A 26965-nucleotide genomic window follows, 5' to 3' on the forward strand; every position below is an offset into this window, starting at 1 on the left:
CTGGGGCCGGAAGTATCCCGCGATCGTGAAACTGTGGGAGAACGCCTGGGAGGAGTTCACCCCGTTCCTGCGGTTCGACACCGAGATCCGCCGCATCGTCTGCACGACGAACGCGATCGAGTCGGTGAATGCCCGTATCCGCCGGGCGGTCAAGGCCCGCGGACACTTCCCCAACGAGCAGGCCGCCCTGAAGTGCGTCTACATGGCGATCATGTCCCTCGACCCCACCGGCAAGGGCCAGGCCCGCTGGACCATGCGCTGGAAGACCGCACTGAACGCCTTCGACATCACCTTCGACGGCCGCCTCTCCGCAGCCCGTCAGTAACTCCAACAACCCCAGTTACACCGCTCGTTTGACAGACCCCCGTTCGCGAGTGCCGGCCGGTGTGTGGCGTGCGCGGGGAACTGCCATCCCGTCCACCGACGCCCCAGGCAGAGCCGAGCAGACGCGGCCCATGGCGTCCAGGTCGTTCGTACAGTGGCGCGCTCCACCTGGACGCCATGAACCACGCCCGCTCCACGATGTGTGGGACGACGGCAGACGGGATGGCAGCCGGGGCGAGCGGTGCCGGTCCACGCTATACGCAGGCGCAACTCAATGTTGTGATCCAGTATTACGAGTTCTATCGACTGGCATTGCGAGCTTTATGAACTAGCATTACGAGTTCTATCGACTGGCATTGCGAGCTTTATGAACTAGCATTACGAGTTCTATCGACTGGCATTGCGAGTCGTGATTGGATTGCGAGTCGTGATTGATTGACTAGATTGGTAATGTGGCGGGGTTTCTGGCGCGCTCTGACCTGCGGGTTTGCACTTTCTGTGTGAGGTGCTCAGAATTAACCCACACGGCTGAAGAAGCTCCCCATAATGAGGGGAGAGGCCACCCGCGCGCCTCGACAACGAAGCGGGTGGCCTCAAGGTCCACAGCCCTTCGCAGGCAGGAACCGGTACCCACTATGAGACATCGACTCCGACAAATCCACCTAGCACCCTCGATCGATGGGTGCACCGTGGTACACCTTGTAGCACTTCTGACCGGAGCAGCGCTGATCGGTACCGGGCGAGCCACGGTGTTTGAGGCGACCGGATACGTGACACCCTTCCTGCTCCTTCAGGAACAGTGGGCAGCTCTCCGGGGTGCTCGCGATCCGCTGTACAGCCGCGAAGTACAGCAACCGCAGGGACCAACGGCAACCGATCCCACCCCTACGCCCACGAGTGACCTGGCGTGCAGACCTCGGCGACCGTTCCGCCCGTAGTTCGCATCGAGGGGGTCAGGGGTTCAAATCCCCTCAGGTCCACAACGCAGCAAGGCTCTCAGCGAGTTGGCTCGCAGAGGGTTCACGAAATCCCGTCCGATCGGAATGATCGGGCGGGATTTCGTCGTTTCTAGGCCGACCGGGGGCGGGTGACGGCGCGGGGGAGAGCGTTGCGGGTGCGGTGCTGGAAAGCGGCGAGGCTGACCAGAGCGGCGGAAATGAACCAGAGCATCTGGATGCCGAGGTGGCCGGCCAGGACAGTGGTGGAGAATCCGGCGGCGCTGCTGGCCTGCATGGCGCCGTAGGAAGGCAGAAGGCTTACTACGGGGCTGTTGGAGCCGGAGCTGGCGATGGGGTTCTGGAGGGCGAGGTCGATGACGGAGATCATGACGATGGTGAACATGCCCTCGACCTCTTTCCGCAGCAGCGAGCCGAGAGCGACGCCGAGGGCGCCGTAGGTCATCGCGGCGCAGAAGAGCGCTGCGGCGAGGAGGAGCGGCTGGCGGGGCGTCCACAGGAGACGGCTGACGGCAGTGGCGTAGGCGGCGACGGCTCCCGAGGCGAGGGTGAGCGCGGTGATCTTGGCGAGGAGCAGGTGGGTACGGGGGTAGCCGGCCAGCGCCAGACGACGGTCGAACGTACCGCCGGAGAAGGCGGAGGCGAACATCATGAAGCCGATGATGAGAGTGACGGCGTTGAGGGCGCCGGTGATCTCGGTCAGCTCGTTGCCGTGCGGGTTCAGGGTGTCCCCGGTGGCGCGCAGCTGGAACCGGATCCTCTGGTCGGGTATCGCCGCGTAGGCCAGTGCGGTCCACAGCGGGATGAAGCCGACGACGAGGGCCATGGCGAACCGGTTGCGCAGGTGCTCGGTCAGCGCGTACCGCGTGGCCGTGACGAAGAGCCGCGCATGGCGGTGACCTGTCATGCGGCTGCTACCTCCTGTGCGGGGTGGAGCAAGCCGCCTTCCAGGCGCCACAGTTCGTCCAGCCGCTCGGTGTCGTACGCGAGGTGGGAGACGACCAGGACGGAGCGGCCTTGCCGGCGCAGCAGTGCGGCCAGGTCCCAGAAGCGTTGGTACGTCTCCCAGTCGAAGCCTTGGTAGGGCTCGTCCAGCAGCAGCACCTGGGGGTCGTGCATCAGGGCCAGAGTGAGGTTGAGTTTCTGGCGGGTGCCTCCGCTGAGTGTTCCGGCGCGCTGCTGGTCGTACTCGCGGAAGTGCAGCTGATCCATGGCCTCCTCGGCGCGGTGGAGATCCGGGAGGTCGTACGCGGTCTGGAAGAACTCCAGGTGCTGGCGCACGGTGAGGGCGTCGTTGAGGACGGCGGCCTGTGGGCAGTAGCCGAACCTGCCGTGGTGGCGGACACCGCCGCGGTCCGCCCGCAGCTCACCGGAGAGAATCTTCAGCAAGGTGGTCTTGCCGGCCCCGTTCTCCCCGACGATCCCGGCCAGTACGCCCTCACGCAGCCGCAGGTCCACCCCGCGCAGGACCGGACGGTGACGACGGTAGGCGTGATGCACGCCGTTGACTTCCACTCCCGTACCCCCCATTCGAAACGATGTAAGTACTTACGGACTGGATGCTCAACAGTCCATCGCGCTGCGAGGACACGGCTTCGGCAGGAGCCGACGCGGCAAAACACCCGATGCGGTGAGACCCGGGGCATGCGGGAGGAGCCGGGCCGCAGGCCGCCCTAGGTTGCAGCGGTGACCCATGAGACCCCCTCGGCGACAGCGCCGTCGCCGCAACTGCCCACGCCCCGCGGCGAGTCAGCCGCCGAGCACTTCGGCACCCCTCACCCCCAGGCAGGTTCGGAAGCCTGGTGCCTCAACGGCCGCCTGCGCGCCGAGAACGGGACGGAGCACGTCTGGGTGCTGTGCGTCTTCCGGCACGAGAACCCGCACGACCCGGACATGCCCGGCTACGGGCTGCTGTTCACCCACACCGGTCCGGAAGGGGTTTCCAGCGGTACCTGGATCACTCCCGCTCTGTTGCAGGCCCTGAGCACCTCCTTCTGCGGGGACGAGGCGATGGATCCCAGGGTCCGTACCGCTCTCGCGGACGTGCTCGCCGAAGGCGTGCCCCTTCCGGACCGGCCGCTGGAGGGCGAGGTGACCGCGGGCACGGAATCGCTGGACCTCGTCCTGGGTGACCGGGCCGTACTGCGCCGGGAGAACGACGGCAGCTTCACGCTGACCGTCCGCAGCGAGGTGGAGCTGGAGCTGCGCCTGATCCCGGAGAGGCCGACGGTGCCGCAGTACGACGCCCGCGGCCACTTCCCGGGGCGACTGCCCGACGGCAGCGACGCGTTCACCTCAGTCTTCATCCCCCGGCTGCACGCCCGGGGCCGGCTCCGCCTGCGGGACGGCGCTCACCAGCGGGTGGAAGGCACCTCCTGGTTCGAGCACGACTGGGGCGGACACCTGTACTTCACCAACCGGGCGCGGGGCACCACCGACCACACCTGGCAGTGGACGGGCATGCGACTCGACAACGGGTGGGACATCACCGCCATCAGGGCCGAGCACACCGACCCGGTCACCGAGGAACGCGTCCCCGTCCTCACCCGGGCGACCGCCGTCCGCCCGGACGGCACCGTCAGCTACCACGACGACCTCACGTGGCAGGTCACCCGGGACTGGACCTCCCTCGCCACCCTGGAGACCTACCCCACCACGGTGAAGGTGAGCGTCCCGAGCCTCGGCCTGGACGTCGACGTCACCGGGCGCATCGCCGGCTCCGAGAACCGCACCATCATGGCGGGCCGGTCCCTCTGGGAAGCCGATTCCTCCGTGTGCGGCACGATGACCGGGACGCCGGTGCCGACCGGGACATCGGTGCCGACCGGGACCGGGGTGCCGACGGACACACCGGGATCGACCGGCGCACCGGTGTCCGGAACCGCCTTTCTGGAGAGCGTGCCGAGCTCCACGGTCGGCGACGTGGAACGCTACATGCGCCGCATCTCCCGGATCTCGCTCACCGAAGCCGCCACCGTCTACCCCGCGGGAGCGGAGACGGACGCCACCGCCCTCCACCTGCTCACCGGCGCCGACACCAGTCCCGCCTTCGACGGTGACACCCTCGACCGCCTCCACCAGTCCCTCATCGCCCCGCTGCGCCACATCCTGGACAACCCCGGCCGTTCCTGGCGCCCCTACATCAGCGCCTCTGTCTTCTGCCTCCTCGGCGTCGACCCCGAGCCCTACCGGCCGCTGACCGCCATCTCCGAACTCCTGCACACGGCCTCCGTCGTCATCGACGACATCGAGGACGCCTCCCTGCTGCGCCGTGGACGCCCCGCCGTCCACGCCCTCTTCGGCACCCCGACCACCATCAACGCCGGCACCCTCACCTACCTCACCTTCGATCCGCTCCTGGACCTCATCCCGCAGCACGACGCCGCCACCATGCTGCGCGTCCACCGCCTGTGCTTACGGGCCCTGCGCACCGGGCACGCGGGCCAGGCCCTCGACCTGACCGGCCCCCGTAACGCCTTCGAACACGCGGTGGCCACCGGCGACCACCACGATCTCCTCGATCAGGTCCGCACGGCTCTTCGGCTGAAGACCGGCGTTCCCGTCCGGTGCATGGCCGAGGCCGCCGCGGTGCTGGCCGGCGCCACGGAAGAACAGATCGGTGCTGTGGGCCGGTACTTCGAAGCCGTCGGCACCAGCTACCAGATCAGTGACGACGTCGCCAATCTTGACGGCGTCACCAGCGCTGCGGACCGAGCACAGGGTCGTACCTCCAAGACGCCCGCCGAAGACCTCATCAACAGCCGCATCACCTACCCTGTCGCCCACGCCACCGGCCTCCTCGACCCGGCCGACCGCCACCGCCTGCGCGACAGCCTCTACCAGGGCACCCCCGACGGCGCCGCACACGCCGCCGACCTCCTCACCCGCAGCGGCGCCCTGCACGCATCCCTGCACGACAGCCGGACGCTCGTCGACCAGGCATGGGCCCCCCTCCAGGAACTCCTCCCGCCCAGCCAGCACAAAGCCACCATCCGAGCCTTGGGCTGGTACGCGGCCCAGCGGCAGACCGACCCCGCCACCGACCCCGCCACGGAACCAGCACCGGTGGCCCGCTCGTAGCGCCCCGGCCGGGAGTGGTCAGGCGAGCGCGGCAATCACTCCGACACGCCCTGGCACTCCCCGGGTTCGACGGTGACCTCGCGACCGTACTCCGGCAGGACGGTGCTCGAACCATCCGCTCCCGGCACCGCGAAGCCGCCGGATCGCGAGGACGTCACGACGAGGCAGAACGGGTACTCGCCCTGGACAGTGGCCAGTTGAAAGCTGTCCTCGCCCGAGGGCATCACTTCGATTTCCCAGAAGGGGCCGATCCCTTCGGCCGCATCGTGCACCTCCTCCTCGATGGCGAACCGAGTCAACTTGCGGTCTGCGGACGACCCCTCTCCCAGGGCCGATGCCGTCGCCACCGCGACCGATCGCACCTCGCCGAGATCCCAGGAGGATTCGTCCGCGAAGTCCATGGCCCGGCACCCCGAGAAAGCGAGGAATCCGGCAAAGACCAACGTCATGACACGACTGACCCCGAGAACCGTGTCCGAGGGCTCGTTGGCCGCCGAGCCATCGTGGCGCCAGGACGTGACCCGCCGGTGGAGGCGGCGTTGATCGGCAAGGCTGAAGGCGGTCATGAGGGCCGCGCAGACGAAGAGGGTGACGATGACACCGGTCATGTCAGGGCCGCCCGACGCACGTCACACACTGGGGATACCTCCGGCGTCGGGGCAGCCCATCGCGAGGGCATACTGCCGCGAAAGATCCTGGAGGACCCTGACGTTCGCCTCCTTGGGGCTCTTCTCGCGCGGCCGGGACCCGTAGAGGAGTCGCGCGTGGACGATCGGCTTTCCGACCCCCGGTACCTCGCAGGCGAACCACAGGTCGGCACTGCCGGAGTCGCCATATGCCCGTAGCCCGACCGGAAGGCGTGCCAGTGCGACTCCCTCGGGTTCAGGCAGCGGAAGCCTCTCAACCTCTTCGAACGATACGTTCATCCGTGACGGACTCTCGTCGGGGTCGGCCACATCCGGCTCGATCACACAATCGGGCAGATCGCCCCCACCTCGCCGGTCGGGATCGTGCAGGCGATCCTTCAGCGCCTTCGCCCCTTCCTCGTAGAAGCGATACTCGAATCGCTTTGTCTCCGAGACCTGCTCCAACGCCCGCGCAGCCTTGGGCGACAAGCCGTCGCACACCTCCGTCGCCGGCACCGTCTTTTTGGCCGCCTCTTCCTTCTCGCCGCCGCCACATGCCGCGAGCGTCAGCCCGAGCAGAAGTCCACCCGCGAGCGCCGAGCCGCGGCGCCTTCGCGCTTGCCACCTCATTATTTGTCCCTTCGGATCCGGGGTGGCCCCGTGATCGCACTGTCGCGATCGCTGTGTTGCTCTCCGCGCCGTTGTGGGTCTTCCACGCGTTCAAGGCTGTTGGCCGCGATGTCAGCGCCGTCGGCTGTGAGTTGGTCGAGCCGCATACGCGTCTCCTACCGCTCCGCCGCAGAGCGTCACCGTATCCGCACCCTCGGACCCACCCGTGAACGGCCCATCACGGATGGGATCCCGTCCGATCGGTGAATCGGACGGGATCCCATCCGTGGTGCACGGGGAGAGTGACACCGTCGGCCTTGCGGCTGAGGCTTACGGCTGCTGCGCGGCGTACGCGCACGGCATGGAGCGGACCCTGTTGTCGAAGTTCGACGGGACCAGGACCGGGGCGTCCGTCGTGCGCAGGTCGGGGACCCGGGTCAGGAGTTCGCGGAACAGGGCCTTCATCTCCTGCTTGGCCAGATACGTGCCCAGGCAGTAGTGCGGGCCGCCGCCGCCGTAGCCGACGTGGGGGTTCGGGGTGCGGGTGATGTCGAAGGCGTCCGGGGCGGGGAAGACGGTCTCGTCGCGGTTGGCCGAGGCGTAGAACAGCACGACCTTGTCCCCCTGGCGGAAATCATGGCCGTTCATGCGGTGATCCTGGGTGACCGTACGGCGGAACTGGATGATCGGCGTCGAGTGGCGCACGATCTCCTCCACCGCCCCGTCCTCGTACGTGTCGAAGTCGCCCAGCAGCAGGGCGCGTTGCTCGGGGTGTCGGGTCAGCAGGTCCAGGCCGTGGGCGATCGCGTTCCGGGTGGTCTCCACGCCGGCGACCATCAGCAGGGAGAAGAACGCGCCCAGTTGGCGCCCGGTCAGCGCCTCGCCGTCGATGTCGGCGGTGACCAGGGCCGAGATGAGGTCGTCCGTGGGGTTCTTGCGGCGCTCGTGGCCGAGGTCCGCAATCATGCCCTGCATCCTGGCCAGCGCGCGCAGCCCCTTGCCCGGCACCCGGAGGCGGCTGCGGCCCGTACGGGAGACGCCGATGTCGCCCGAGGCGCGGTTCACCTGGGCGAGGATCGCTGGGCGTTCCCCGTCCGGGATTCCCATCAGGTTGCAGATGACCTCGAACGGCATCCGGGAAGCCGCTGCCGTGACGAAGTCGTCCGGCCGCAGCGCGAGTACGTCGTCCACGATGCGGGTCGCCACGGCCTCGATGTCCGCCTCCGTGCGGCTGAGGATCCGTGGGGTGAAGGCACGCGAGACGATCCGGCGCAGCTGTGTGTGGTGCGGAGCGTCCAGGTTGACCATGGAGTCACCGAACAGGGCACGCACCCAGCGCGCCGGCTCCGGCGTCGTGGCGCCCGGCGCGCTCGCGAACACTTGAGGATTACGGCTCGCCTCGACCACGTCGGCGTGTGTGACGAGGGCGTGGAATCCCCGCTCCGGTCGCCACCGGCTTTTCGGGCGCTCGACGAAGTACTGGGGTTCGCCCAGCCGGCGGAGCAGAGCGAATGCTTGTACGCGTTCCGAATGCGGAAGTTGCCAGAATGACGGATCCGCGAGATCCGGTCTCTCCGGGTGTTCTCTTTCGGCCGGGGACGGGGGCGGTTGAACCAGGGCTGTCATCTCGATTCCTTCCGTGGATGCGCGAGAATGGCGCGGGAGAAAGGCGTGATCAAGGAGCTTCGCATGGAACAGGCGTCCGCAACGTGCGGCTGGCCAGGTGCGTATGACTGGTAGTGGCACTGGGGAGCGAAAGGCATGGACCGGCGCGGATACGGAGAGATGCGGCTGGCCTGAAGTAGCCATGGCATTCCCCCACTTGGGTGACACCGGCTCACGGATATTCCCCACAGGCCACTACTGTCCCGATGTATGACCTCTACCAACACCGCTTCAAACAGCGTTCAGCACGCGCCCCGGCTGGGCACCCTCTCGGTGATTGCCTGGACCACCGATCTCTCCGAGACCGAACGCAATACGCCTTTTCTGCTCGCCTATTCGCTCGGCGACGGCCGGGACGGGCCGGAGGCCGGTGAGGAGACCATGCGTACGGTTCTTCAGGAGGTCGGGCTGATTCCCGGCGGCGATCTCGTCGATGTCTCGCTGACGACCAATGTGCCGATCAAACTGCTGGTGCAGGCCGGGCGGGCCGTACTGACGATGCCGTATCTGAACGCGCAGTGCCCGGTGCCTCCGGAGTGGGAGCGGGACGCGCTGGACAGCGGAAAGGTCTATTTCATCGTCGCCACCCGCCCGTGGGCCGAGGCGACGCCCGGAAAGCCGGTCAGCGAGGAGCAGTTGCGCGGATTCGCCGGAGACCTGGAGATGCTCTCCAGCGCCGCGCACTGTCTGCTGCCGGTCAGCGGCCTGCGCAGCTGAGTCGAAGAACCGGAGGCGGTGGAGCGGACGTCATGGCAACGGCATTGGACGAGAACACATCGGCCGGCGAAGAGACGGACAGCACCCGTGATGCGGTCGGCGGCGGGCGGGCGTTCGCGCTGCTGCTGGTGGTCACGGGTGCGGCCGGGCTGCTGGCAGCGTGGGTGATCACTCTTGACAAGTTCAAGCTGCTGGAGGATCCGGGTTTCACTCCGGGGTGCAGTCTGAATCCGGTGGTGTCCTGCGGGAACATCATGAAGAGTGAGCAGGCGTCGGTGTTCGGTTTCCCGAATCCGATGCTGGGGCTGGCGGCGTACGCGGTGGTCGTCGGTGTCGGTATGGGGCTGCTGGCGGGGGCGCGTTACCGGCGGTGGTTCTGGCTGGGGCTGAACGCGGGCATGTTGTTCGGTGTCGGGTTCTGCGCCTGGCTCCAGTACCAGTCGCTGTACAACATCAACTCGCTGTGTCTGTGGTGCTGTCTGGCCTGGGTCGGCACGATCCTGATGTTCTGGTACGTCACCTCGCACAACGTCCGCCAGGGCATGCTGCCCGCGCCGGGTTGGCTGCGCGGTTTCCTGGACGAGTTCACCTGGGTGCTTCCGGTGCTGCACATCGGGATCATCGGGATGCTGATCCTGACCCGCTGGTGGGACTTCTGGACCAGCTGACCGGAGCAGCTGACCCGGAGCGACCGTAGCGATGACAGAGCGGCTGTACGGAGCCCCAACTCCGTACAGCCGCCAAGTCCGTCCCGTGTACAACTCCGTCCCGTGTACGACGACTTCCGCGGCCACCGTCGTCGCCGCGGCCACCGTCGTCGTACGACCAGGGCCGACCTCGTCGCACACGACCCAGCGGGGGAGCGCTCTTAACGGGAGAGCACCTTGTCGAGCGAGAGCCCGCCGAGCAGGCCGCCCTTGCCGGTCCCCTTGTTGCTCTTACCGATCTTGCTGCTCTTGCCCTTGCCGGCCTTACCTGCCTTGCCGGTCTTCTGCTTGCCGCTGGCTTTCTTGACGCCCTTGGTGTTCTTGGTGTCCTTCTTCTTGTTCAGCCCGTCCGTGACACCCTTCACCGCGTTGAGGACGGAGCCGGGGTTCTCGGTGTCCAGGGCGTTGGTGTTCAGCGGCTTGGGGTCGCGCAGCCCCTGGCTGGCCACGGTGTCGAGGCCGTTGTTCAGGTTCAGGCCTTCGCCGGCGGCGAAGGCGGGGCTCGCGGCACCCAGAGCCATCACGGAACCGGCGATGATCGCGGCGACCTTCATGGGCTTCATTGTTGAATCCTTCTTTCAGCGATGTCTGTTGCGAGACAACTCTCGTTTCGCACAGGCCTCTTGGAGGTTCCCTTTGTGCGGCCTCGTCATCAGTAACGATTCCCGGGCATGGCGGAAACTCCGGACAGAGGGAATTCTGGGCCGGCCACCCGAAGGAAGGGGACTCACCTTCTCCTCGTGTCCAACACGCCTCCGCGTCGTTGGCGCACGCGAGTTGGCGTACGAGCGGCCGGCTGCCGGGAGGCAGGGGAAGCCCGGGAGGTGCTCCGGGACACGACGGAAAAGCCGCCCCGCCCCGAAGGGAAGAGCGGCTCCGTCAAGGCGACGCCGACGACGACAGTGAATTGTCAGCCGTTGACGCAGGTGTTGCCGAAGGCCGGGTTCAGCAGACCGATGACGTCGATGGTGTTGCCGCACAGGTTGATCGGCACGTGGAGCGGGACCTGAATGATGTTGCCGGACAGGACACCCGGGGAACCGACGGCCGCGGCCTTCGCACCGGCGTCGGCGAAGGCTACGCCGGAGGCACCGGCGACAGCGGCGGCGGCCGCGGTGGAGAGAACAACGGCCTTGGCGATACGCGACATGGAGAAAGGCTCCTCGGATGTGAGTGGGGCGACGTGACGCCGGGCGTGTGTGCCCCGGCTTATGGATCAACGCCGAAAGCACCCATCGGTTGCGCCCCCGAATGAGTGACGCTGTGGGCGGTACCTGGCCGGAGGCCCTCCGGGCCCGGGAATTGGGGGCCCGCCATCCGTGTGCGCGACCGGGTATAGAAGTCATTTTGTAAGGTCAACGAGTTTCCGCGCGTCTGACGTGATTTTCAGTCCGGGCTCTGTAAAGGTCCCTTCTTGTTTCGGTCTCTCGATACGGAGATGCCGTAGGCGGATTTCGTTGGTCTCGCTGTGAGGTGCAGCGGCTGATGGTGACGTTCGAATCAGCCTTCGATTCCGCTTTCCTGTTTTCCACGAGTGGAAAGAGTTGCGCGTGCAGCCTCAACGGCGCCTTTCCGGGACCGGTTTCACGGTGCTCCATCTGGTTCAGCCAGTGGACGGCGGTGTGGCGCGGGTGGTCACGGACCTGGTCGCGGCACAGGTGGATTCCGGTGTCCGCTCCGTCGTCGCCTGCCCCGATCACGGGCCGCTCGCCGAGGCGGCGGCCCGCCGGGGGGCCGAGGTCCATGTCTGGCGGGCGACGCGCGACCCGGGGTTCGGTCTGTTCGACGAGGTCCGGGGGGTCGCCCGGCTTGTGGAGCTGATCCGCCCGGACCTGATTCACGCCCACAGCGCGAAGGCCGGTTTCGCCGGCCGGCTGGCGGTCCGGGGCCGGGTGCCGACCGTATTCCAGCCGCACGCCTGGTCGTTCGAGGCGGTCGGCGGAGTGACCGAGCTGCTCGCGCGGCAGTGGGAGCGGTGGGCCGCCCGGTGGACCGACCGCGTCATCTGCGTCAGCGAGGCCGAACGGCGTACCGGGGAGCGGGCCGGGATCGTCGCCCCTTGGTCCGTCGTCCACAACGGAGTCGACGTCGGGCACTTCACACCGACGGGGACTCTGCCGGGCGATGCCCCGCCGACCGATGCCCGGGCCGCCGATGTCCTGGCCGCCGGCTCCCCGGCCGCCGATCGCACGGCCCGGGACTCCCTGTCGGCCGAGATCCCGTCGGCCGGTGCCCTCGCCGCGCGTGCCTCTCTGCCGCTGCTCGCCGCGCTGGAGCCGGCCACCCCCGTGGTCGTGTGCGTCGGCCGGCTGTGCAGGCAGAAGGGGCAGGACATCCTGCTGCGCGCCTGGCAGCCGGTCGTACAGCAGCTGCCCCAGGCGCGGCTGGTGCTCGTCGGTGACGGGCCCGACGCCGACGAACTGCGCGGCACGGCGCCGCCGTCGGTGCTCTTCGCCGGAGCCGTACGGGACACCGGGCCCTGGTACCGGGCGGCCGATCTGGTTGTCCAGCCCTCCCGCTGGGAGGGCATGGCCGTGGCCCCGTTGGAGGCCATGGCGAGTGGCAGGCCCGTCGTCCTCAGCGATGTGGACGGCGCGCGCGAGAGCCTTCCGCCGGGCCGGGAGGCGTTCTGTCTCACCCCGCCCGAGGACCCGCCCGCGCTGGCGGCCGCCGTGAGCGCCCTGCTCCGCGACGGGCCGCTGCGCGAAGCCATCGGCCGCCAAGGCCATCAGCACGTACTCAGCACCTACGACGTGCGCCGAACCACACGTGCCGTCGCGGATGTGTACCGCGAGGTCGCCGCCGTGCCGCGCCCCGAACGCAGAGAGCCGATTCCCCAGTGACCACGGAAAGCACCAGCGTTCCCCCGCCGTCCGGGCATGCGCGAACGACAGACCAGCTCACGGGACGGTCCGCGGCACGAGTCGCGATCGCCTCGCCCCGTGCCGCCACCCCCGACCGCCTCACGAAGCCGCCCCGCCGCCCGGCGGGCGCCCCGCTGCGCTTCGGCCTGCCGCTGTTCGTGGCGGATGTGCTCGCGGTCCTCCTGTCCACCTTCGTCCTCGACGACGAGCAGCGTGACCCGGCTCTGGCCGTCGGGCTCGTGGCGTGTGTGACCGTACTGAACGCGATCGCCGGGCTGTACCGCCCCGGTGTCGTCCTGTCGGGACTCGACCAGCTTCCCGCGCTCGCCGCCCGTATCGCGGTGTCGTGGTGCGTGGTCGCGGCCGTTCTCGCCGCGCTCTTCCCGGCGCGCGTCCTCGGCTTCGCGGTGATGCTGGCCGGCGGTGCCACACAGCTTGCCGTGGCGGGCTGCTGCCGCTCGCTCATCCATACCTGGCGGCGCGCGGTGGTACGCAACCGGCTGCGGTCCGCGCTGGTCGTCGGTACGGGCCCGGCGGCGCGGCGGCTGACAGCGCTGCTCGTCCGGCATCCGGAGTACGGACTGCGACCCGTCGGGATCGTCGCCCCCGCCCACGAGGACGGGGTGTCCGGCGGGTGGAGCGGGGACGGCGGCGGGGAAGGGGAAGCGGGCGGGAGCCAGGGGGACGGGAGCCGGGACAGCGGCGGTACGGGCGTCCACGCCCTGCCGGTCCTCACCTCGGCCGCCGAGGTCCAGCGCGCCGTCATCCAGACCGGCGTCCAGGAAGTGCTGTTCATCGGGCCCGGTGGCATCGGCTCCGGGGCATTCGAAGCCGCGGGTCCCGACCGGGCGGGTATCACCTCGTCGGGGCTCGGACCGTCGGGCGTCGGTTCCGGCGGTGTCGCGACCGGGACTGTCGGTTCCGGTGGCGGAGGGACCGGTGGCGAGATGGACCGGGCGGCCCTCAGCTCGCTGTTCCACGAATACGGCTGCGCCATCTCGTTCATCGGATCCGGGCCGTGGGACACGACCGTCCCGCCGGGCGGCATGGCGCACCACCTGTGGGGGTTCACCTGGCACCGCGCCGCGCCCCCGGCCGTACGCCGTCGCCGGGGCGGTACGGCGGCCAAGCGGCTGCTGGACGTACTGATCACGGGTCCGATCCTGCTCGCCGCCTCCCCGGTCCTGCTGACCTGCGCCCTCACCGTCCGGCTCTGCGACGGCCCCGGTGTGCTGTTCCGTCAGGAACGCGTCGGCCAGAACGGGCGCTCCTTCACCCTGCTGAAGTTCCGCACCCTGCGGCCGGCCGACGACCACGAGTCGGCCACCCGCTGGAACATCGCCGACGACCTGCGGATGAGCCCGGTGGGCAACTTCCTGCGCCGTACGTCGCTGGACGAGCTGCCGCAGCTGTGGAACGTACTGCGCGGCGACATGAGCCTGGTCGGCCCCCGGCCGGAACGTCCCTTCTTCGTCGCCAACTTCAGCAAGACCCACCCCGGCTACGCCGCCCGGCACCGGATGCCCGTCGGCATCACCGGCCTGGCGCAGGTGCACGGGCTGCGCGGTGACACGTCCATCGAGGAACGCTCCCGGTTCGACAACCACTACATCGACCACTGGTCGCTGTGGCACGACGTATGCATCCTTCTGCGGACCGCCGTCTCCCTGGTCCGTCCGGCGGGCAGCTGATGGCCGCCGACGCCTCCGGTGCTCTGTTCCTGACCGGCCGTCAGCCGGGTACGGGCGGTACAGGCGGTACAGGCGGTACGGGCAGTGCGGGCAGTGCGGCTCGCGCGGCGCACGCGGCCCGTCCGGCCCTGCGGACGCGCGCCGTTCTGCGCCGGGTGGCGCCCTTGCTGCCCGCGATCGCCGTCGTCGCGCTGCTCGCCGTACCCGCGACGCCGTCCGGCGACGGCTCAGGCGGGTCGGGGAGCGTGGCGGACCTGGCGTCCGCGCTGCTCGTCCTGCACTGTCTCGTACGCGTACTGCGGGAGCGGGCCCGCCCGTTGACCCGTACCGCCGCGCTGGTGCTCGGACTGCCGGTGCTGGGCGTCACCGTCGCGGCGATCACCTCGCACGATCCGGCGTCCAGCCTGCCCGGGGTGGCGCGTTACCTCCAGATCTTCGTACTGGTGCCGACCGCGCTGCTGCTGCTCCTGCGCGACCGCGCGGACTTCCGGTTCGTCGCCGGGTCCGTGGTCGCCCTCGCGCTGGTGCAGGGTTCGGTCGGTGTCGTGCAGTATCTGACCGGTACCGGCGCCTCGTACATGGGCGAGAACATCCGCGCGGTCGGCACGTTCGGGCCCAGCGATGTGATGGGCATGGCCACGGTCGTCGCGTTCGGACTGATCATCGCGGTCGGGTTCGCGCTCGGCATGGACGGTGACCACGGCGCCGGCGCGCCCCGCGGACAGCGTGTCGTCGCTCTCGTCTGCGCCGGGCTGCTGTCCGTACCGCTCGTGCTGTCCTTCAGCCGTGGCGCGTGGATCGCCACGGCCGCGGCGGTCGTGCTGCAACTGGCGCTCTCCGGACCGCGCCGGGCCGCCCGGATCGTGCTCGCCGCCGGGGCGCTGGGCGTGGTGCTCGTCGGCGGTCTCGGCATCGGCTCGCAGATGGTCACCGAACGCCTCGACAGCATCACCCGGGTCACCGACGCGCCCGACCGGTCCGTCACCGACCGCTACACCATGTGGGCGGCGGCCACCGGCATGTGGCAGGAGCGACCGCTCACCGGCGTGGGGCTGAAGGGCTTCCCCGCCTACCGCGACAGCCACGCCTCGCTGGCGCTCTCCTCGGCCAGCGACACGGCCGGCGCCGGACAGGGTTTCCAGCGTCAGCCGCTGCTCTCCCCGCACAACATGTATCTGCTCGTGCTCAGCGAGCAGGGGCTGCTGGGCCTGACCGCCCTGGCGGGCAGCTGGGCCGCGCTCCTCGTGTGCGCGCTGCGCGGACTGTCCGGCGCGCGCCGCTCCGGTAGGGGCGCCGACTGCGGCCTCGTCGTCATCGGGCTGCTGGTCTGTCAGTTGGTGAACTTCAGTTACGGGGACATCGGCGGCCCCTCGACCGTACTGACGGCCGTGATGTTCGGCCTGGCGGCGTGGTGGGCGCTGGGGTCGGGCCGGGACGGTTCGCGGGACCGGGTCCGTTCGCGGAATCAGGTCCGTTCGCCGGACCCGGGCCGCCGGGTGAACGAAGGGGCTGCCTCGGCGTGAGCGAGTTGAGCGACGTGAGCGATGTGAGCGACGTGAGCGATGTCAGCGGTACGAGGCGGTCTCTTCCCGCGGTCCCGCAGCCTGCATCCGCGGTTCCCGCTCAATCGGCTCCTTCTCCTAAGGAGGCGGGCACCGAAGGCGGTTCGGCGGGTGCCGGAGAAGGACCGGCGGACAGCGGTGGTGGGCCTCCGGGCTCTGGAGACGGACCGGCGGGCAGCGGAGGCGGGCGCGGCTCCTTCTTCTCCGGCCGGTTCCTGGCGCGGGCCGCGTTCCTCACCGCCCTGATGACCGCTGTCGGCTCGCTGCTCGGCCTGGTCCGTGACCAGACCATCGCGCATCTTTACGGAGCGGGCCCCGACACCGACGCCTTCCTGGTCGCCTGGACGGTCCCCGAGATGGCCTCCACGATCCTCATCGAGGACGCGATGGCGCTGATCCTCGTGCCGGCGTTCAGCCTGGCGCTGGCCCGCCGCGCCGCGCGGTCGGCCCCGGGGCCTGATCTGGCGCCTGACCTGGGGCCGGACCCCGTACGGCACCTCATGCGGACGACCCTGCCCCGGCTGTTCCTCGCGCTCAGCGCCTGCGCGGCCCTGCTGGTGGCCGCCGCGCCCTGGGTGGTGGCCGTGCTGGCGCCGGGGCTGCCCGAACCGCGACTGGCCGTCGACTGCACCAGGCTCACCGCCACCTGCGCCTTCACCTTCGGGATGGCCGGCTACCTCAGCGCCGCGCTGCGGGCGCACGGCAGTTTCGTGGCGCCCGCCGGGATCTACGTGGCGTACAACGTCGGCATCATCACGACGATGCTGGTGGCCGGCGACCGGTGGGGGGTACGGGCCGCCGCCGTCGGGGTCGCCCTCGGCGGCGTACTGATGATCCTGGTCCAGACGCCGGTCCTGTGGCACAGGCTCAGGGAGCGCCGACCGGCGACGGAACCCAGGTCGCTGCCGACGCCATCACAGGTACAGGTGCAGCCACCCACACCGGTACCGGCACCAGCACCGGCGCCGAAGCCCGAGCAGGCCCCCAAGGCCACCCCGAGCGTGTCACCCGTCGCCCTCGGCCTGCTCGCTCCCGTCATCGCGTTCGCGCTCAGCCGGCAGTCGCAGGTCCTCATCGAACGGTTCCTGGCCGCGCCGCTGCCGCCCGGTGCCATCTCGCATCTGAACTACGCGCAGAAGGTCGCGCAGATGCCGATGGTCCTCTCCCTCATGCTGTGCACCGTCACCTTCCCGGTCGTCGCCCGCGCCATGGCGGCGGGGGACACCGACCGGGCGCGATGGCGCGTCGAGCGTGATCTCGCGCTCGCCGGAATCATGGTGCTGGTGGGGGCCGCCACGGTCATCGCCTGCGCGCCGCAGATCATCGAAGTGCTCTTCCAGCGCGGTGCGTTCGACCGCGCGGACACGGCGGCCACCGCCGACGTGATGCGGGTGTACGCGCTCGGACTGCTGGGCCACACCCTGGTCGGGGCGCTCGTCCGCTGCTACTTCTCCGCCGCCCGCCCGCTCTGGTTCCCGGCGCTCGCCATGCTCACCGGGCTCGCCCTGACCACCGGCGCGGGCGCCCTCCTGGTGAACGTCTGGGGCGTGCTCGGCATCGCCGCCGCCAACGCCCTCGGCATCAGCGTCACCGCCGCCCTGATGCTGCACGGACTCGCCCGCCACAGCGTGCCCATCCGAACCCGCCGGACCACCGGGGGACTGGTCAAACTCTGCGCCGCCGCCGCCGCCTCCACCGGCGCCGGCTGGTTCTGCGGAGAACTCGTCAGCTCGCCCGTCCTGGGCGCGGCGGCGGCCTGCGTCGCGGTCGCCGCCGTCTTCCTCGTCACCGCCCGCGCCCTGCGGGCCCCAGAGATCGACACCCTCCTCCGTCCCGTCTCACGAAAGCTCGCGCATGTCTCACGAAAGGTCGCGCATGCCCGCTGACATGGTGTCCGACGGCCCTCCCTCCGCATCGCGCGGGCCGCGGCGCACGTCCTGTGCCCCCTTGTGGGCCGTCATGTACCACTCGGTCGCCGACTGTGCCGACGACCCCTACCAGGTGACGGTCTCGCCCGGCCGCCTCGAACAGCAACTGCGCTGGCTGCGCCGCCGGGGGCTGACCGGCGTCAGCATGGACCGCCTGCTGCGCGCCCGCGCCGAAGGGCGTGGCGCGGGCCTCGTCGGCCTCACCTTCGACGACGGTTACGCCGACTTCGTGGAGCGGGCCGTACCGCTGCTCCACCGGTACGAGTTCACCGCCACCGTCTTCGTGCTGCCCGGCCGTCTCGGCGGCACCAACGAATGGGACAGCCTCGGCCCCCGTAAGCCCCTCCTTACGGAGGACGGCATCCGGGCCGCCGCCGAGGCAGGTATGGAGATCGGCTCCCACGGGCTCAGACACACCGATCTCACCGAGGCGGACGACGCGCTGCTCGCCGCCGAGACCGGGCGCAGCCGCGAACTCCTCCAGGACCTCGGCGTCGGCGAGGTCGCCGGCTTCTGCTATCCGTACGGCACGGTCGACGCGCGCGCCGTCGAGGCCGTACGCGCGGCGGGCTACTCGTACGCCTGCGCCATCGACCCGGGGCCGCTCACCGGCGTGTTCGCCCTGCCCCGCATCCATGTCGGGGAGAAGGACACCGGCCCGCGGCTGCGGCTCAAGTGGGGGCTGCACCCCTGGCGCCGCGAGCCCGTCCCGGCCGACGCGTATCCGGCGCCCGCGGTGTCCGCCGGCCGGAGGACCGGACCGTGAGAGTGCTGCACATCATCACCGGTCTGGGCATCGGCGGCGCCGAACAGCAACTGCGGCTCCTGCTGCGGCACCTGCCCACCGACAGCGACGTCATCACCCTCACCAACCCGGGCGCGGTCGCCGAGGGCATCACCGCCGACGGCGGACGCGTCACCGACCTCGCCATGGCCGGGAACCTCGATGTCGGAGCGCTGCCCCGGCTGACCAAGCTCGTCCGGCAGGGGCGGTACGACCTGGTGCACACGCACCTCTACCGCGCCTGCCTGTACGGGCGGTTCGCGGCCCGCCTCGCCGGTGTACGGCCCATCGTGGCCACCGAACACTCCCTGGGCGCCGTACAGATCGAGGGCCGGCCGCTGTCCAGCGGCGCCCGCGCCCTCTATCTCGCCGGTGAGCGCCTGGGGACCGCGACGGTCGCCGTCTCCGCCACCGTCGCGCGCCGCCTCGAACACTGGGGGGTACGGCGCGACCGCATCCATGTCGTCCCGAACGGCATCGAGGCCGCGCGCTTCGCCTTCGACGCGGCCGCCCGCCGCGCCGCCCGCCGCCGTCTCGGGCTGCCGGGGGACGCCTTCGTGGTCGGCGGTGTCGGCCGGATCACCGCCGGCAAGCGCTACGACACGCTCGTCCGGGCTGTCGCCGAACTGCCCGGTGCCCGCCTCCTCCTGATCGGTGACGGTCCGGAGCGCGCGGCGCTGCGGCGGCTGGCCGGGGAGCTGGGAGCGGCCGACCGGACCGTCCTGCACGGTGCGTGCCAGGACCCACCGCCGGCCCCGCCGGCCCCGTCGTCCCCGTCGGCCCTGTCGTCCCCGACGACCGGGGGCGGGCCGGATCTGCCCTCGCTGCTCGCGGCCATGGACGTCTTCGTCTCGACCTCCCCCGACGAGTCGTTCGGACTCGCCGTCGTCGAAGCCCTCGCGGCCGGGCTCCCCGTCCTCCACGTCACCTGTCCCGCCCTGCACGACCTGCCCCCCGAAGCCGCGCCCGGAGCGCGACGGATCAGCGGCTCGGTGACCGGACTGGTCGCCGACCTGCGGCGGTTCCAGGAGAGCTTCGGCGAGGCCGGGCCGCACCGGCTGCCCGTACCCCCGGCCGTACTCCACTACGACATCTCCCACAGTGCCGAACAGCTGATGACCGTCTACGAGAACGCCGTGCGCGGTCCGGTCCCCAACCGAGAAGTGAGTTGCTCATGAGCACCCAGCCGAGTCCCCTACGGAGCCGTCCACGGCGTCTGGCCGCCTGGCCCGCCCGGTCCCTGTCGCGCCTGAAGGCGCCGTCCGCCCGGTGGTTGGTGCCGGTCGCGGCCCTGATCGGGGCGCTGGCCGGCGGGGCGTACGGGATGCTCCACACCCCCCAGTACACCGCCACCAGCCATGTCCTCATCGTTCCGACGAACAAGTCCGATCCGGCCACCGCGATGGGCTTCGCGACGGCGTACGGACGGGTCGCCTCCCAGGTCGCCGTGATCGGTGACGCGCAGGTCTGGGCCGGGGTGCCGACGGAGAGCCTCAAGACCGATGTCCAGACGGCCACGTCGCCGGACGCGCCGATGATCTCCGTGACGGCGACCGCGACCCGTGCGTCGACCGCGGTGAGCATGGCGGACGGCGTCGCGCGGTCCCTGGTCCTCAACGGCTCCCACATGCAGGGCAGTACGAACGTACGGGTGGTGCAGTTCTCCCGTGCCGTCAAGCCGACGAGCCCGACCTCGCCCACGGCGTGGCTGGCGGCCCTGGTCGGCGGCTGTGCGGGCGGGCTGCTCGGCGGGCTGGGGCTGCTGGTCCGTCCGAAGCGGCGGATCAGTGAGGTCCACGCGTCCGTCCCGGGCCCGGCGACTTCGTCCGCCTCGCAGCAGCAGCAGCAGCCGCAGCCGGAGACGGTGTGATGACCCCCGAGTCGGACCTGCGGACCTCCACGAACGTGGTCCGCGCAGCCTCCACAGCACCCGTAGCCCCTTCCGTCTCGTCCGTCTCGTCCGGCTCCGGCCCGGTGTTCACCACGGAACTGTGCCGCGACCCCGACCGCTTTGCCGCACTCGCCCCGGCGTGGCACGCGCTCTACCGCCGCTCCCGTACGGCCACCCCCTTCCAGAGCCACTCCTGGCTGCACTCCTGGTGGCTCTCGTACGGGACCCCCGGCCGCCTGCGGATCGTGCTCGTACACCGGGACGGGGAACTGGTCGCGGCGGCCCCGCTGATGCTGGTCCGCCGCCCCTTCCCGGTCCTCGTCCCGCTCGGCGCCGGTATCTCGGACTTCTTCGACGTCCTCATCGACGACAGGCACACGGAAGCCGATGCCGATGCCGATCCCCGAGCCGAGGTCCGCGCCGACGATGTGACCGCCGTGCTGGCGAAGGCCCTCGCGGACGCGGCCCGTACGGCGGTGATCGACCTGCGTGAAGTACGGCCCGGAGCCGCGGTGGAACGCGTCTGCGCCCACTGGCAGGGGCCGCGCCGCCAACTGGCCGACTCGGTCTGCCTCGAACTGCCGGCCATCCCCCTGGACGAACTGCTCCGCAGACTCTCCTCCTCACGCGCCCAGCGCGCCCGCGCGAAGGTGCGCAAGCTCGACTCCCACGACCTCGTCGAGCGTGTGGTGCCTCAGCAGGAGATCCCGGCCGCCGTCGGACGGCTGCTGGAACTGCACCGGCTCCAGTGGCAGGGCCGCAAGGTCACCCCCGAGCACCTCAGCGCGCGGTTCTCGGAACACCTGGCCCGCTCCGTCACGTCCATGGTCGAGCACGGCGACGCGCGGATGACCGAGTACCGGCTGGCCGGGACGGTGCGGGCGGTGGATCTCACGCTGATGTCCGGCCAGCTGGAGGGCGGCTATCTGTACGGGGCCGACCCCGAGCTGCGCACCAAGAAGGTGGATGTGGCCCTCATGCTGCTACGCAGCGCGGCGCGGCACATCAGTACGAGCGGCCGCTCCACGCTGAGCATGCTGCGCGGCACCGAGCCGTACAAGTACCACTGGCGCCCCGAGACCGTCCACAATCAGCGGCTTCTGCTGGCCCGGCCCCCACTGGCCCCGTTCCTGCGACTGCTCGTCGCGAGGGCGGCGGGCCGGGACCGGGCCGCCGCCCTCGTCAAACGGCTCCGGCGAAGCGGCGGCAAGGGATGACCTTGCCGCCCCGGAAGCGGCCCCGAGTCAGGATCGCCACATCTCGCGCTGGTGCTTCAGATGGTGGAAGGGGAGGCAGATCTTGCCTCCCAGCCAGTTCTCCAGCCAGGTACCGAGATTCAGCGCGTTGCACTCCGGCGTGGGGTTCGGGGCGGGCGCGGGCGTACGGCCGTACAGCATGGAGCGGAACACCCTCGACGACTTGGGATTCTTCTCGCACATCCATACGCCATGCGGGCAGTAGTCCGTGATGGTGTTGTACAGCGGCTTGTACGTATCCATCCACTGGAGCATTCCCCGCACATATTCGGGATTGTCGCCCTTGCTGAAGAGGCCCCACTCCGGATAGGAGATAACCTTCCCGTGCGCGGCCGCGAAGTCCACATGTTGTTGGAGCCCATAGGGCTCATTGACCTGATCAGCGAAATTCTGGCCCGTCGGCTGGTCGTAGGAATCCATCCCGATGATGTCCACGACATCATCGCCCGGATAGCACTCGGTCCACGGGACATCGTCCCGTCCACGGTTCGGAGCGAAGTCGAAACGGAACTTCTGCCCGGGCACGGCACGCATGGCGGTGACGATGCGGTTCCAGTATTTCTTCCACGCCCCCGGGTCGGGGCCGCAGCGATGGGTGTACGTGACTCCGTTCATCTCCCAGCCGAGCACGATCACCGTGTCGGGGACGCCCAGCCGGACCAGCCGTTCCGCGAGGGTCCGGAAATGGCTGTCGTAGTCGCCCTGCGCACCTTTGCGCAGCTCACGGCGTACGCCACTGTCGTTGACCGGGCCTTCGGTGTTTTCCAGCATGGGCACGTTGAGGGCGAAGATCCGGTCGGCCCGCGCGTTTCGCCAGGTGGCCCAGGCCTCAAGGAATCCAGGGCTTCCCTCGATGTTCGACCACATGTCTCCGGGCAGATAGCTGTGCCCGACCCGCAACTCCGTTCCGCCGAGCCATTTCTGCATGGCGGCGATCCGCCGGACACCTTCCGGGCCGTAGTCCAGATACGCGCCCATCGCGGGCGAGGCGGCCGGCGGGGGTTTCGGCTTGGGTTTTTCCTCCGCTCCCCTTGCTCCTTCCGCCTCACTTGCTCCTTCCGGTCCCCGCGCTCCTTCCGGTGCTCGCTCTTCTTCCGGTCCCCGCGCCTCTTTCCGGTCGGTCGCGTGAGAGGAAGCGGGCAGTGCCGCACCTGAGACAAGGAGACCGGCCATGGCCACACCGAGCCCGGTGATGAACGGCCGTCGACGTCGATGGGGCATGTAACTCCTTGCGAGTTGGGCCATTTTTCCGTGGCCGCGAAACCGTGGTCACGCTCCTTCGAAAGTATTTCTAATAAGCCGAACGGGAACCCGCTCCGGTGTTCCAGTAGACCGTTCGTGATTTTCATCCCCCGCATGGGTCATCGAAATGAAGGGCACCACCGTGCCGAGCTTTGACACCCGCGTCCCGGCCGTACTCATGAGGCTCGACCGGAACCCGTTCCACCACGGCACGCTGGGCGCCGTCCGGTCTCTCGGCCGGGCCGGTATCGAGGTGCACGCGGTGATCGAGGCCGCGCGCAGCCCTGTCGGGCGCTCCCGTTATCTGCGCCGTGCGCATCTACGGCCCGACCGGAGCACGGATCTGTCGGAGATTCAGCGGCTGCTGTCCGAGATCGCGGACGGGCTCGCCACCCCGGCCGTGCTCATCGCGCTGGACGATGTGAGCGCGATCGCCGTGGGACGTCTCCAGCAGCGGCTGGCCGGTCGCTATCTACTGCCTGAGCAGCCGTCAGGATTGCCGGAGCGCGTCGCCGACAAGGCGGAGCTGGTGGAGATCTGCGGTGCGCTGGACATCCCCCATCCGCGGACGGTGATCCCCACCGGCGCGGAGGAGGCGGCGACGGCCGCCTGGTCGCTCGGGCTGCCCGTGGTGGCGAAGTGGAGCAGGCCGTGGCTCCTTCCCGACGGGGCCGGGCTGCGCAGCACCCAGGTCGTACGCTCCCCGAAGGAAGCCCGCGAACTGTACGGGCGCAGCGACGAGGCGGGCAGCCGTCTGCTGCTCCAGGAATTCCTGCCGCCGGGCCGGGACCTCGACTGGTTCTTCCACGGCTACAGCGGCAGCGGCGGCGAGTGCCTCGTCGGGGCGACCGGGCGCAAGGAGCGGTCCTGGCCGGTGGGGGCGGGGCTGACCGCCGTGGGCCGCTGGCTGCCGAATCCGGACGTGGAGCGGATGGCCCGTCAGATCGTCTCGTCGCTCGGCTACCGGGGGATCCTCGACCTCGACTTCCGGCTGGAAACCGCCACCGGCGCGTACCACCTGCTGGACTTCAATCCCCGGGCCGGCGCGCAGTTCCGGCTGTTCACCGACGGGTCGGGCACCGATGTCGTACGCGCGCTCCACCTGGACCTCACCGGCCGGGACGTCCCGGCGCAACCGGCGGCGCACGGCCGGTCGTTCGTGGTGGAGAACTACGCGTTCCTGTCGTGCCTGTCCTCCGGGCCGTTCTCCTGGCGCACGCGCGCGGAACGGGCCCGTGCGGAGGCGGCCCGTGCGGAGGAGGTCCCCGGGGCGCAGGCCTCTGGGGCGCGGCCCCGGTCCGTGGAGACCGCGTGGTTCGCGCTGGACGATCCGCTGCCGGCGTGCTCCATGGCCGTCGCCTGGTTCTTGCACGCGGTACGGAGAGCCTGGCGCCGGGCCTGGAGTCAGTGTTGGCGCCGCCTCAGGCGCACCCGGCCCGACCGGCGGTCGCCCCCGCCCGCCGTACCTCACGCACCCCAAGCGCCTCACACGCCCCCCAAGAGGTCCGTGTCGTCGCCCCGGCCTCGGTAACCGCGACGAGGCCGACGAACTCAACCGACCCGACGGACTCAACCGACTCGACGGACTCAACGACCCCGACGAACTCAACGAACAACCCGACGCCCCTGGTACAGAGAGTGGGATTCAGGATGTACGACCTTGTAGTGGTGGGCGCAGGCCCCTACGGCCTCTCCATCGCCGCGCACGCCGCGGCCGCCGGCCTCGATCTGCGGGTGTTCGGCAGGCCGATGGCCTCGTGGCGGGACAACATGCCGCCCGGGATGTACCTGAAATCGGAACCGTGGGCATCGAATCTCTCGGACCCGAAGGATGCCTTCGGCCTCGACGCGTACGCCGCCACCCAGGGAGTGGAGGTCCGGCACGGTGTGCCGCTGCCGGTCGGCTTCTTCGCCTCCTACGGACTGTGGTTCGCGGAGCGGGCGGCCCCTCCGGTCGACGACCGTACGATCACGGCCGTCGAGCCCTGCCCCGGCGGATTCCGGCTCTCCGTCGGCGACGGCGACAGCGTTCTCGCCCGTACGGTGGCACTCGCGGTCGGCGTGATGCCCTTCACGGACATCCCCGCCCCCCTGCGGGGGCTGTCTCGCGACCAGGTGTCGCACAGCAGTCACCACGCGGACCTGACGCCCTTCGAGGGCCGGGACGTGACGGTCATCGGGGCGGGCCAGGCAGCCCTGGAGACCGCCGCGCTCCTGGCCGAACAGGGCACTGCCGTACGGGTGGTGGCCCGCTCGGACAGGCTGAACTGGAACACCGTCCCGCTGCCGAGGGAACGGCCCGTCCTGGAGTCCGCGCGCAGCCCGCACACCGGTCTGGGCTGCGGATGGAAGAACTGGCTCTACGCGGAGACACCTGGCCTCTTCCGGCGGCTGCCCGCGTCGACCCGGGCCCGCGTCTTCACCTCCGCGCTGGGTCCGGCGGGCGCGTGGTGGCTGCGGGAGCGCTTCGAGCCGGCGGTGGCGGTCAGGCTGGGCGAGAGCGTGGCGGGCGCGACCGCGGTGAACGGGCGTGTACGACTGGAACTGGTCGCCACCACGGGCCGGGTGGAGACCGTGGAGACGGACCATGTCATCGCCGCCACGGGATTCACCCCGGGGGTCGAACGGCTCGGCCTGCTCGGCAGTGAACTGCGGGGCCGGCTGCGGACGGTGGGACCGAGCAGCGCCCCCGAGGCGAGCCCGGTCTTCGAGTCCTCGTACCCGGGACTGTTCCTCGCCGGGCTGCTGAGCGCCCCGTCGTTCGGCCCGTCGATGCGCTTCGTGTACGGGTCGGCCTACACGGCCGAGCGGCTGGTGGCGGGTGTCCGGCGTCGGCTCGGGTCCCGGGGCGGGGCACTCCGTACGGTCCGGCAGAGGCAGGGGGCGCAGGTGCCGACGCCTCAGCCGCCCACGTATCAGTCGCCGACCTCTCAGTCACCCGTCCCCCAGTCACCCGTCCCCCAGCCGTCAGCACCTCAGCCGTCCGCCCCGGCGGCGGATCTCCCGGCCGGCCGCTGATCTCCCGGCCGGTCATTTTCGGCCGGGAGAATCCGGTGCGATTCTCCCGGCCGGGGCGGTCGCGCGGATCAGACGCGCGCCGTCGCGGTGTTGCGCCGGTACGAGGTGCTCCGCCGGTACAGAATGCCGCCGCCGAGCAGCAGACCCGCACTCATCGCGGCTGTCGTGAGGAGATGGGAGTCACCGCCGGTGGAGGCCAGTTCCAGCTGGGAGGCGGGGGAGGGATTCGCCGTGGCCGGGGAGGCCACGTGCGGACGGGCCGGTCCGTGCGATTCCACCGAGCGGGTAGGCGGGACCACGCTCCGGTCGCCGGGCGGCGTGGGGCCCTCGGGCCTCTCGGGGCCAGGGGTCTCGTGCACCGCTTCCGGCGTCGTACCGTTCGCGCAGAAATTGCCGAACACCGGGTTGAGGAGGCTCACCACGTCCACGGAGTTGCCGCAGAGGTTCAGCGGGATGTCGAGGGGCGCCTGGAGACCGTTGCCCGAGAGGACACCCGGTGAGTTCACCAAGGCGGCATCGGCTTCGGCGCCTTGGGCGTGATGGCCCGCGGGCTCCGCGTGCGGCCGGGGGGCGTGAGGCTTGGGCGCGGCGTGGTGAGGGGTGATGGTCTGGCCGGGCTGCGTACGGGGGTCGTCCGCCTGCGGAGCCGGACGGGTCGCGTGCGCGGGGGGAGCCGGGTGCGCCTGAGGAGCCGAGTGCGCCGGAGGTGCCGGGTGGGGGGCGTGTGACGAATGCTTCGGCGTGTTGGACGTGTTGGCACAGACGTTGCCGAAGGCGGGGTTGAGCACCCCGACGGGATCCACGGTGTTCCCGCAGATGTTGACCGGGATCTCCACGGGTACCTGAACGGTGTTTCCCGACAGCACCCCCGGTGATCCGACGGCCGCTCCGTCGGCCTCCACGGCGGTGGCGTAACCGCCGCTCATGGAGAGCACACTCGACGCCGCGGCGGCGGTGAGCAGTCCTTTGCTGATGAGGTCTCGCATATGGGTCTCCTCCTGCTGGCAGTTTTCGCCGAGCAGTTGTGTCTGGTGATAATTCGGTG

General features: G+C 70.0%; 23 protein-coding genes. 14 read left to right on the top strand and 9 right to left on the bottom strand.

The genetic code is table 11. From position 1 onward, the window contains the following. Nucleotides 1-325, top strand: a 325-nt coding sequence (locus ACIQD6_RS29010; protein ID WP_401887933.1) for a transposase, incomplete at its 5' end; no start/stop codon positions are given. A gap of 1067 nt (nucleotides 326-1392) precedes the next feature. Here the strand turns inward: ACIQD6_RS29010 and ACIQD6_RS29015 are convergent. Together ACIQD6_RS29015 and ACIQD6_RS29020 are read right to left on the bottom strand one after the other, a co-directional pair. Further along, entirely contained in the window at nucleotides 1393-2187 is a 795-nt protein-coding gene (locus ACIQD6_RS29015) for an ABC transporter permease (protein ID WP_401887936.1), read from the bottom strand. Next, nucleotides 2184-2810, bottom strand: coding sequence for an ATP-binding cassette domain-containing protein (locus tag ACIQD6_RS29020; RefSeq protein WP_401887939.1), 627 nt, complete (start codon nucleotides 2808-2810; stop codon nucleotides 2184-2186). The genes ACIQD6_RS29015 and ACIQD6_RS29020 overlap by 4 nt, the downstream gene beginning before the upstream one ends. A gap of 156 nt (nucleotides 2811-2966) precedes the next feature. Between ACIQD6_RS29020 and ACIQD6_RS29025 the strand changes: the two genes are divergently transcribed. Next, nucleotides 2967-5360 (top strand): polyprenyl synthetase family protein, encoded by a 2394-nt coding sequence (locus ACIQD6_RS29025; RefSeq protein WP_401887942.1) that lies wholly within the window; start codon nucleotides 2967-2969, stop codon nucleotides 5358-5360. A 35-nt stretch (nucleotides 5361-5395) separates the two neighbouring features. Here the strand turns inward: ACIQD6_RS29025 and ACIQD6_RS29030 are convergent, their stop codons facing one another. The 3 genes from ACIQD6_RS29030 to ACIQD6_RS29040 form a co-directional block, all read right to left on the bottom strand. Further along, a complete protein-coding gene (locus ACIQD6_RS29030) occupies nucleotides 5396-5968 on the bottom strand; it encodes a hypothetical protein (protein ID WP_401887944.1) in 573 nt (190 codons plus the stop codon). 21 nt (nucleotides 5969-5989) lie between these two features. Continuing rightward, nucleotides 5990-6616 (bottom strand): hypothetical protein, encoded by a 627-nt coding sequence (locus tag ACIQD6_RS29035; RefSeq protein WP_401887946.1) that lies wholly within the window; start codon nucleotides 6614-6616, stop codon nucleotides 5990-5992. Nucleotides 6617-6925: 309 nt separating this feature from the next. Further along, nucleotides 6926-8221 carry a cytochrome P450 gene (locus ACIQD6_RS29040; protein WP_401887949.1) on the bottom strand — a complete coding sequence of 432 codons (1296 nt, stop codon included), beginning with the start codon at nucleotides 8219-8221 and terminating at the stop codon, nucleotides 6926-6928. A 249-nt stretch (nucleotides 8222-8470) separates the two neighbouring features. On the opposite strand from ACIQD6_RS29040, the gene ACIQD6_RS29045 reads away from it, so the two are divergent. Then, nucleotides 8471-8977, top strand: a complete 507-nt coding sequence (locus ACIQD6_RS29045) for a DUF5949 family protein (protein WP_401887952.1) — start codon at nucleotides 8471-8473, stop codon at nucleotides 8975-8977. Nucleotides 8978-9009: 32 nt separating this feature from the next. Beyond that, complete coding sequence (locus ACIQD6_RS29050; protein ID WP_401887955.1) at nucleotides 9010-9645, top strand: vitamin K epoxide reductase family protein; 636 nt, start codon at nucleotides 9010-9012, stop codon at nucleotides 9643-9645. Between the two features lie 200 nt (nucleotides 9646-9845). Here ACIQD6_RS29050 and ACIQD6_RS29055 read toward each other — a convergent pair whose 3' ends face one another. Next, a complete protein-coding gene (locus ACIQD6_RS29055; RefSeq protein WP_401887958.1) occupies nucleotides 9846-10247 on the bottom strand; it encodes a hypothetical protein in 402 nt (133 codons plus the stop codon). Nucleotides 10248-10594: 347 nt separating this feature from the next. Continuing rightward, the gene (locus tag ACIQD6_RS29060; protein WP_401887961.1) at nucleotides 10595-10834 is read right to left on the bottom strand and encodes a chaplin; all 240 of its coding nucleotides are present in this window, start codon (nucleotides 10832-10834) and stop codon (nucleotides 10595-10597) included. 400 nt (nucleotides 10835-11234) lie between these two features. Between ACIQD6_RS29060 and ACIQD6_RS29065 the strand changes: the two genes are divergently transcribed. From ACIQD6_RS29065 to ACIQD6_RS29100, 8 genes are all read left to right on the top strand, one after another. Further along, nucleotides 11235-12527, top strand: a complete 1293-nt coding sequence (locus tag ACIQD6_RS29065) for a glycosyltransferase (RefSeq protein ID WP_401887963.1) — start codon at nucleotides 11235-11237, stop codon at nucleotides 12525-12527. Next, a complete protein-coding gene (locus ACIQD6_RS29070) occupies nucleotides 12524-14239 on the top strand; it encodes a sugar transferase (protein ID WP_401887966.1) in 1716 nt (571 codons plus the stop codon). Before ACIQD6_RS29065 ends, ACIQD6_RS29070 begins: the two co-directional genes overlap by 4 nt. Then, entirely contained in the window at nucleotides 14239-15762 is a 1524-nt protein-coding gene (locus ACIQD6_RS29075) for an O-antigen ligase family protein (protein WP_401887969.1), read from the top strand. Before ACIQD6_RS29070 ends, ACIQD6_RS29075 begins: the two co-directional genes overlap by 1 nt. After that, a complete protein-coding gene (gene murJ, locus ACIQD6_RS29080) occupies nucleotides 15759-17687 on the top strand; it encodes a murein biosynthesis integral membrane protein MurJ (protein ID WP_401887972.1) in 1929 nt (642 codons plus the stop codon). Before ACIQD6_RS29075 ends, murJ begins: the two co-directional genes overlap by 4 nt. 73 nt (nucleotides 17688-17760) lie before the next feature. Continuing rightward, on the top strand, nucleotides 17761-18495 hold the full coding sequence (locus ACIQD6_RS29085; RefSeq protein ID WP_401887974.1) for a polysaccharide deacetylase family protein: 735 nt from the start codon (nucleotides 17761-17763) through the stop codon (nucleotides 18493-18495). Continuing rightward, nucleotides 18492-19691 (top strand): glycosyltransferase, encoded by a 1200-nt coding sequence (locus ACIQD6_RS29090; protein ID WP_401887977.1) that lies wholly within the window; start codon nucleotides 18492-18494, stop codon nucleotides 19689-19691. The genes ACIQD6_RS29085 and ACIQD6_RS29090 overlap by 4 nt, the downstream gene beginning before the upstream one ends. After that, entirely contained in the window at nucleotides 19688-20383 is a 696-nt protein-coding gene (locus tag ACIQD6_RS29095; protein WP_401887980.1) for a lipopolysaccharide biosynthesis protein, read from the top strand. Before ACIQD6_RS29090 ends, ACIQD6_RS29095 begins: the two co-directional genes overlap by 4 nt. Beyond that, the gene (locus ACIQD6_RS29100; protein ID WP_401887983.1) at nucleotides 20383-21621 is read left to right on the top strand and encodes a GNAT family N-acetyltransferase; all 1239 of its coding nucleotides are present in this window, start codon (nucleotides 20383-20385) and stop codon (nucleotides 21619-21621) included. Before ACIQD6_RS29095 ends, ACIQD6_RS29100 begins: the two co-directional genes overlap by 1 nt. 27 nt (nucleotides 21622-21648) lie before the next feature. Here the strand turns inward: ACIQD6_RS29100 and ACIQD6_RS29105 are convergent, their stop codons facing one another. After that, the gene (locus ACIQD6_RS29105) at nucleotides 21649-22881 is read right to left on the bottom strand and encodes a glycoside hydrolase family 26 protein (RefSeq protein WP_401887986.1); all 1233 of its coding nucleotides are present in this window, start codon (nucleotides 22879-22881) and stop codon (nucleotides 21649-21651) included. A 163-nt stretch (nucleotides 22882-23044) separates the two neighbouring features. On the opposite strand from ACIQD6_RS29105, the gene ACIQD6_RS29110 reads away from it, so the two are divergent. Both ACIQD6_RS29110 and ACIQD6_RS29115 read left to right on the top strand, forming a co-directional pair. After that, nucleotides 23045-24433 carry an ATP-grasp domain-containing protein gene (locus ACIQD6_RS29110; RefSeq protein ID WP_401887989.1) on the top strand — a complete coding sequence of 463 codons (1389 nt, stop codon included), beginning with the start codon at nucleotides 23045-23047 and terminating at the stop codon, nucleotides 24431-24433. A gap of 119 nt (nucleotides 24434-24552) precedes the next feature. Continuing rightward, the gene (locus ACIQD6_RS29115; RefSeq protein ID WP_401887990.1) at nucleotides 24553-25920 is read left to right on the top strand and encodes an FAD-dependent oxidoreductase; all 1368 of its coding nucleotides are present in this window, start codon (nucleotides 24553-24555) and stop codon (nucleotides 25918-25920) included. Nucleotides 25921-25988: 68 nt separating this feature from the next. Here the strand turns inward: ACIQD6_RS29115 and ACIQD6_RS29120 are convergent, their stop codons facing one another. Then, nucleotides 25989-26906 carry a chaplin gene (locus ACIQD6_RS29120; RefSeq protein WP_401887993.1) on the bottom strand — a complete coding sequence of 306 codons (918 nt, stop codon included), beginning with the start codon at nucleotides 26904-26906 and terminating at the stop codon, nucleotides 25989-25991. Nucleotides 26907-26965: the final 59 nt, after the last annotated feature.

Source organism: Streptomyces sp. NPDC088400 (assembly GCF_044753355.1).
Lineage (GTDB): Bacteria > Actinomycetota > Actinomycetes > Streptomycetales > Streptomycetaceae > Streptomyces.

What these genes read in the sequence shown, in the direction of transcription:
- ACIQD6_RS29100 (WP_401887983.1), top strand. Translation starts at nt 20,383, where the DNA reads ATGACCCCCGAGTCGGACCTGCGGACCTCCACGAACGTGGTCCGCGCA.
- ACIQD6_RS29015 (WP_401887936.1), bottom strand. Translation starts at nt 2,187, where the DNA reads ATGACAGGTCACCGCCATGCGCGGCTCTTCGTCACGGCCACGCGGTAC.
- ACIQD6_RS29030 (WP_401887944.1), bottom strand. Translation starts at nt 5,968, where the DNA reads ATGACCGGTGTCATCGTCACCCTCTTCGTCTGCGCGGCCCTCATGACC.
- ACIQD6_RS29085 (WP_401887974.1), top strand. Translation starts at nt 17,761, where the DNA reads ATGTACCACTCGGTCGCCGACTGTGCCGACGACCCCTACCAGGTGACG.
- ACIQD6_RS29120 (WP_401887993.1), bottom strand. Translation starts at nt 26,906, where the DNA reads ATGCGAGACCTCATCAGCAAAGGACTGCTCACCGCCGCCGCGGCGTCG.
- ACIQD6_RS29115 (WP_401887990.1), top strand. Translation starts at nt 24,553, where the DNA reads ATGTACGACCTTGTAGTGGTGGGCGCAGGCCCCTACGGCCTCTCCATC.
- ACIQD6_RS29095 (WP_401887980.1), top strand. Translation starts at nt 19,688, where the DNA reads ATGAGCACCCAGCCGAGTCCCCTACGGAGCCGTCCACGGCGTCTGGCC.
- ACIQD6_RS29045 (WP_401887952.1), top strand. Translation starts at nt 8,471, where the DNA reads ATGACCTCTACCAACACCGCTTCAAACAGCGTTCAGCACGCGCCCCGG.
- ACIQD6_RS29050 (WP_401887955.1), top strand. Translation starts at nt 9,010, where the DNA reads ATGGCAACGGCATTGGACGAGAACACATCGGCCGGCGAAGAGACGGAC.
- ACIQD6_RS29075 (WP_401887969.1), top strand. Translation starts at nt 14,239, where the DNA reads ATGGCCGCCGACGCCTCCGGTGCTCTGTTCCTGACCGGCCGTCAGCCG.
- ACIQD6_RS29040 (WP_401887949.1), bottom strand. Translation starts at nt 8,221, where the DNA reads ATGACAGCCCTGGTTCAACCGCCCCCGTCCCCGGCCGAAAGAGAACAC.
- ACIQD6_RS29105 (WP_401887986.1), bottom strand. Translation starts at nt 22,881, where the DNA reads ATGCCCCATCGACGTCGACGGCCGTTCATCACCGGGCTCGGTGTGGCC.
- ACIQD6_RS29035 (WP_401887946.1), bottom strand. Translation starts at nt 6,616, where the DNA reads ATGAGGTGGCAAGCGCGAAGGCGCCGCGGCTCGGCGCTCGCGGGTGGA.
- ACIQD6_RS29055 (WP_401887958.1), bottom strand. Translation starts at nt 10,247, where the DNA reads ATGAAGCCCATGAAGGTCGCCGCGATCATCGCCGGTTCCGTGATGGCT.
- ACIQD6_RS29020 (WP_401887939.1), bottom strand. Translation starts at nt 2,810, where the DNA reads ATGGGGGGTACGGGAGTGGAAGTCAACGGCGTGCATCACGCCTACCGT.
- ACIQD6_RS29060 (WP_401887961.1), bottom strand. Translation starts at nt 10,834, where the DNA reads ATGTCGCGTATCGCCAAGGCCGTTGTTCTCTCCACCGCGGCCGCCGCC.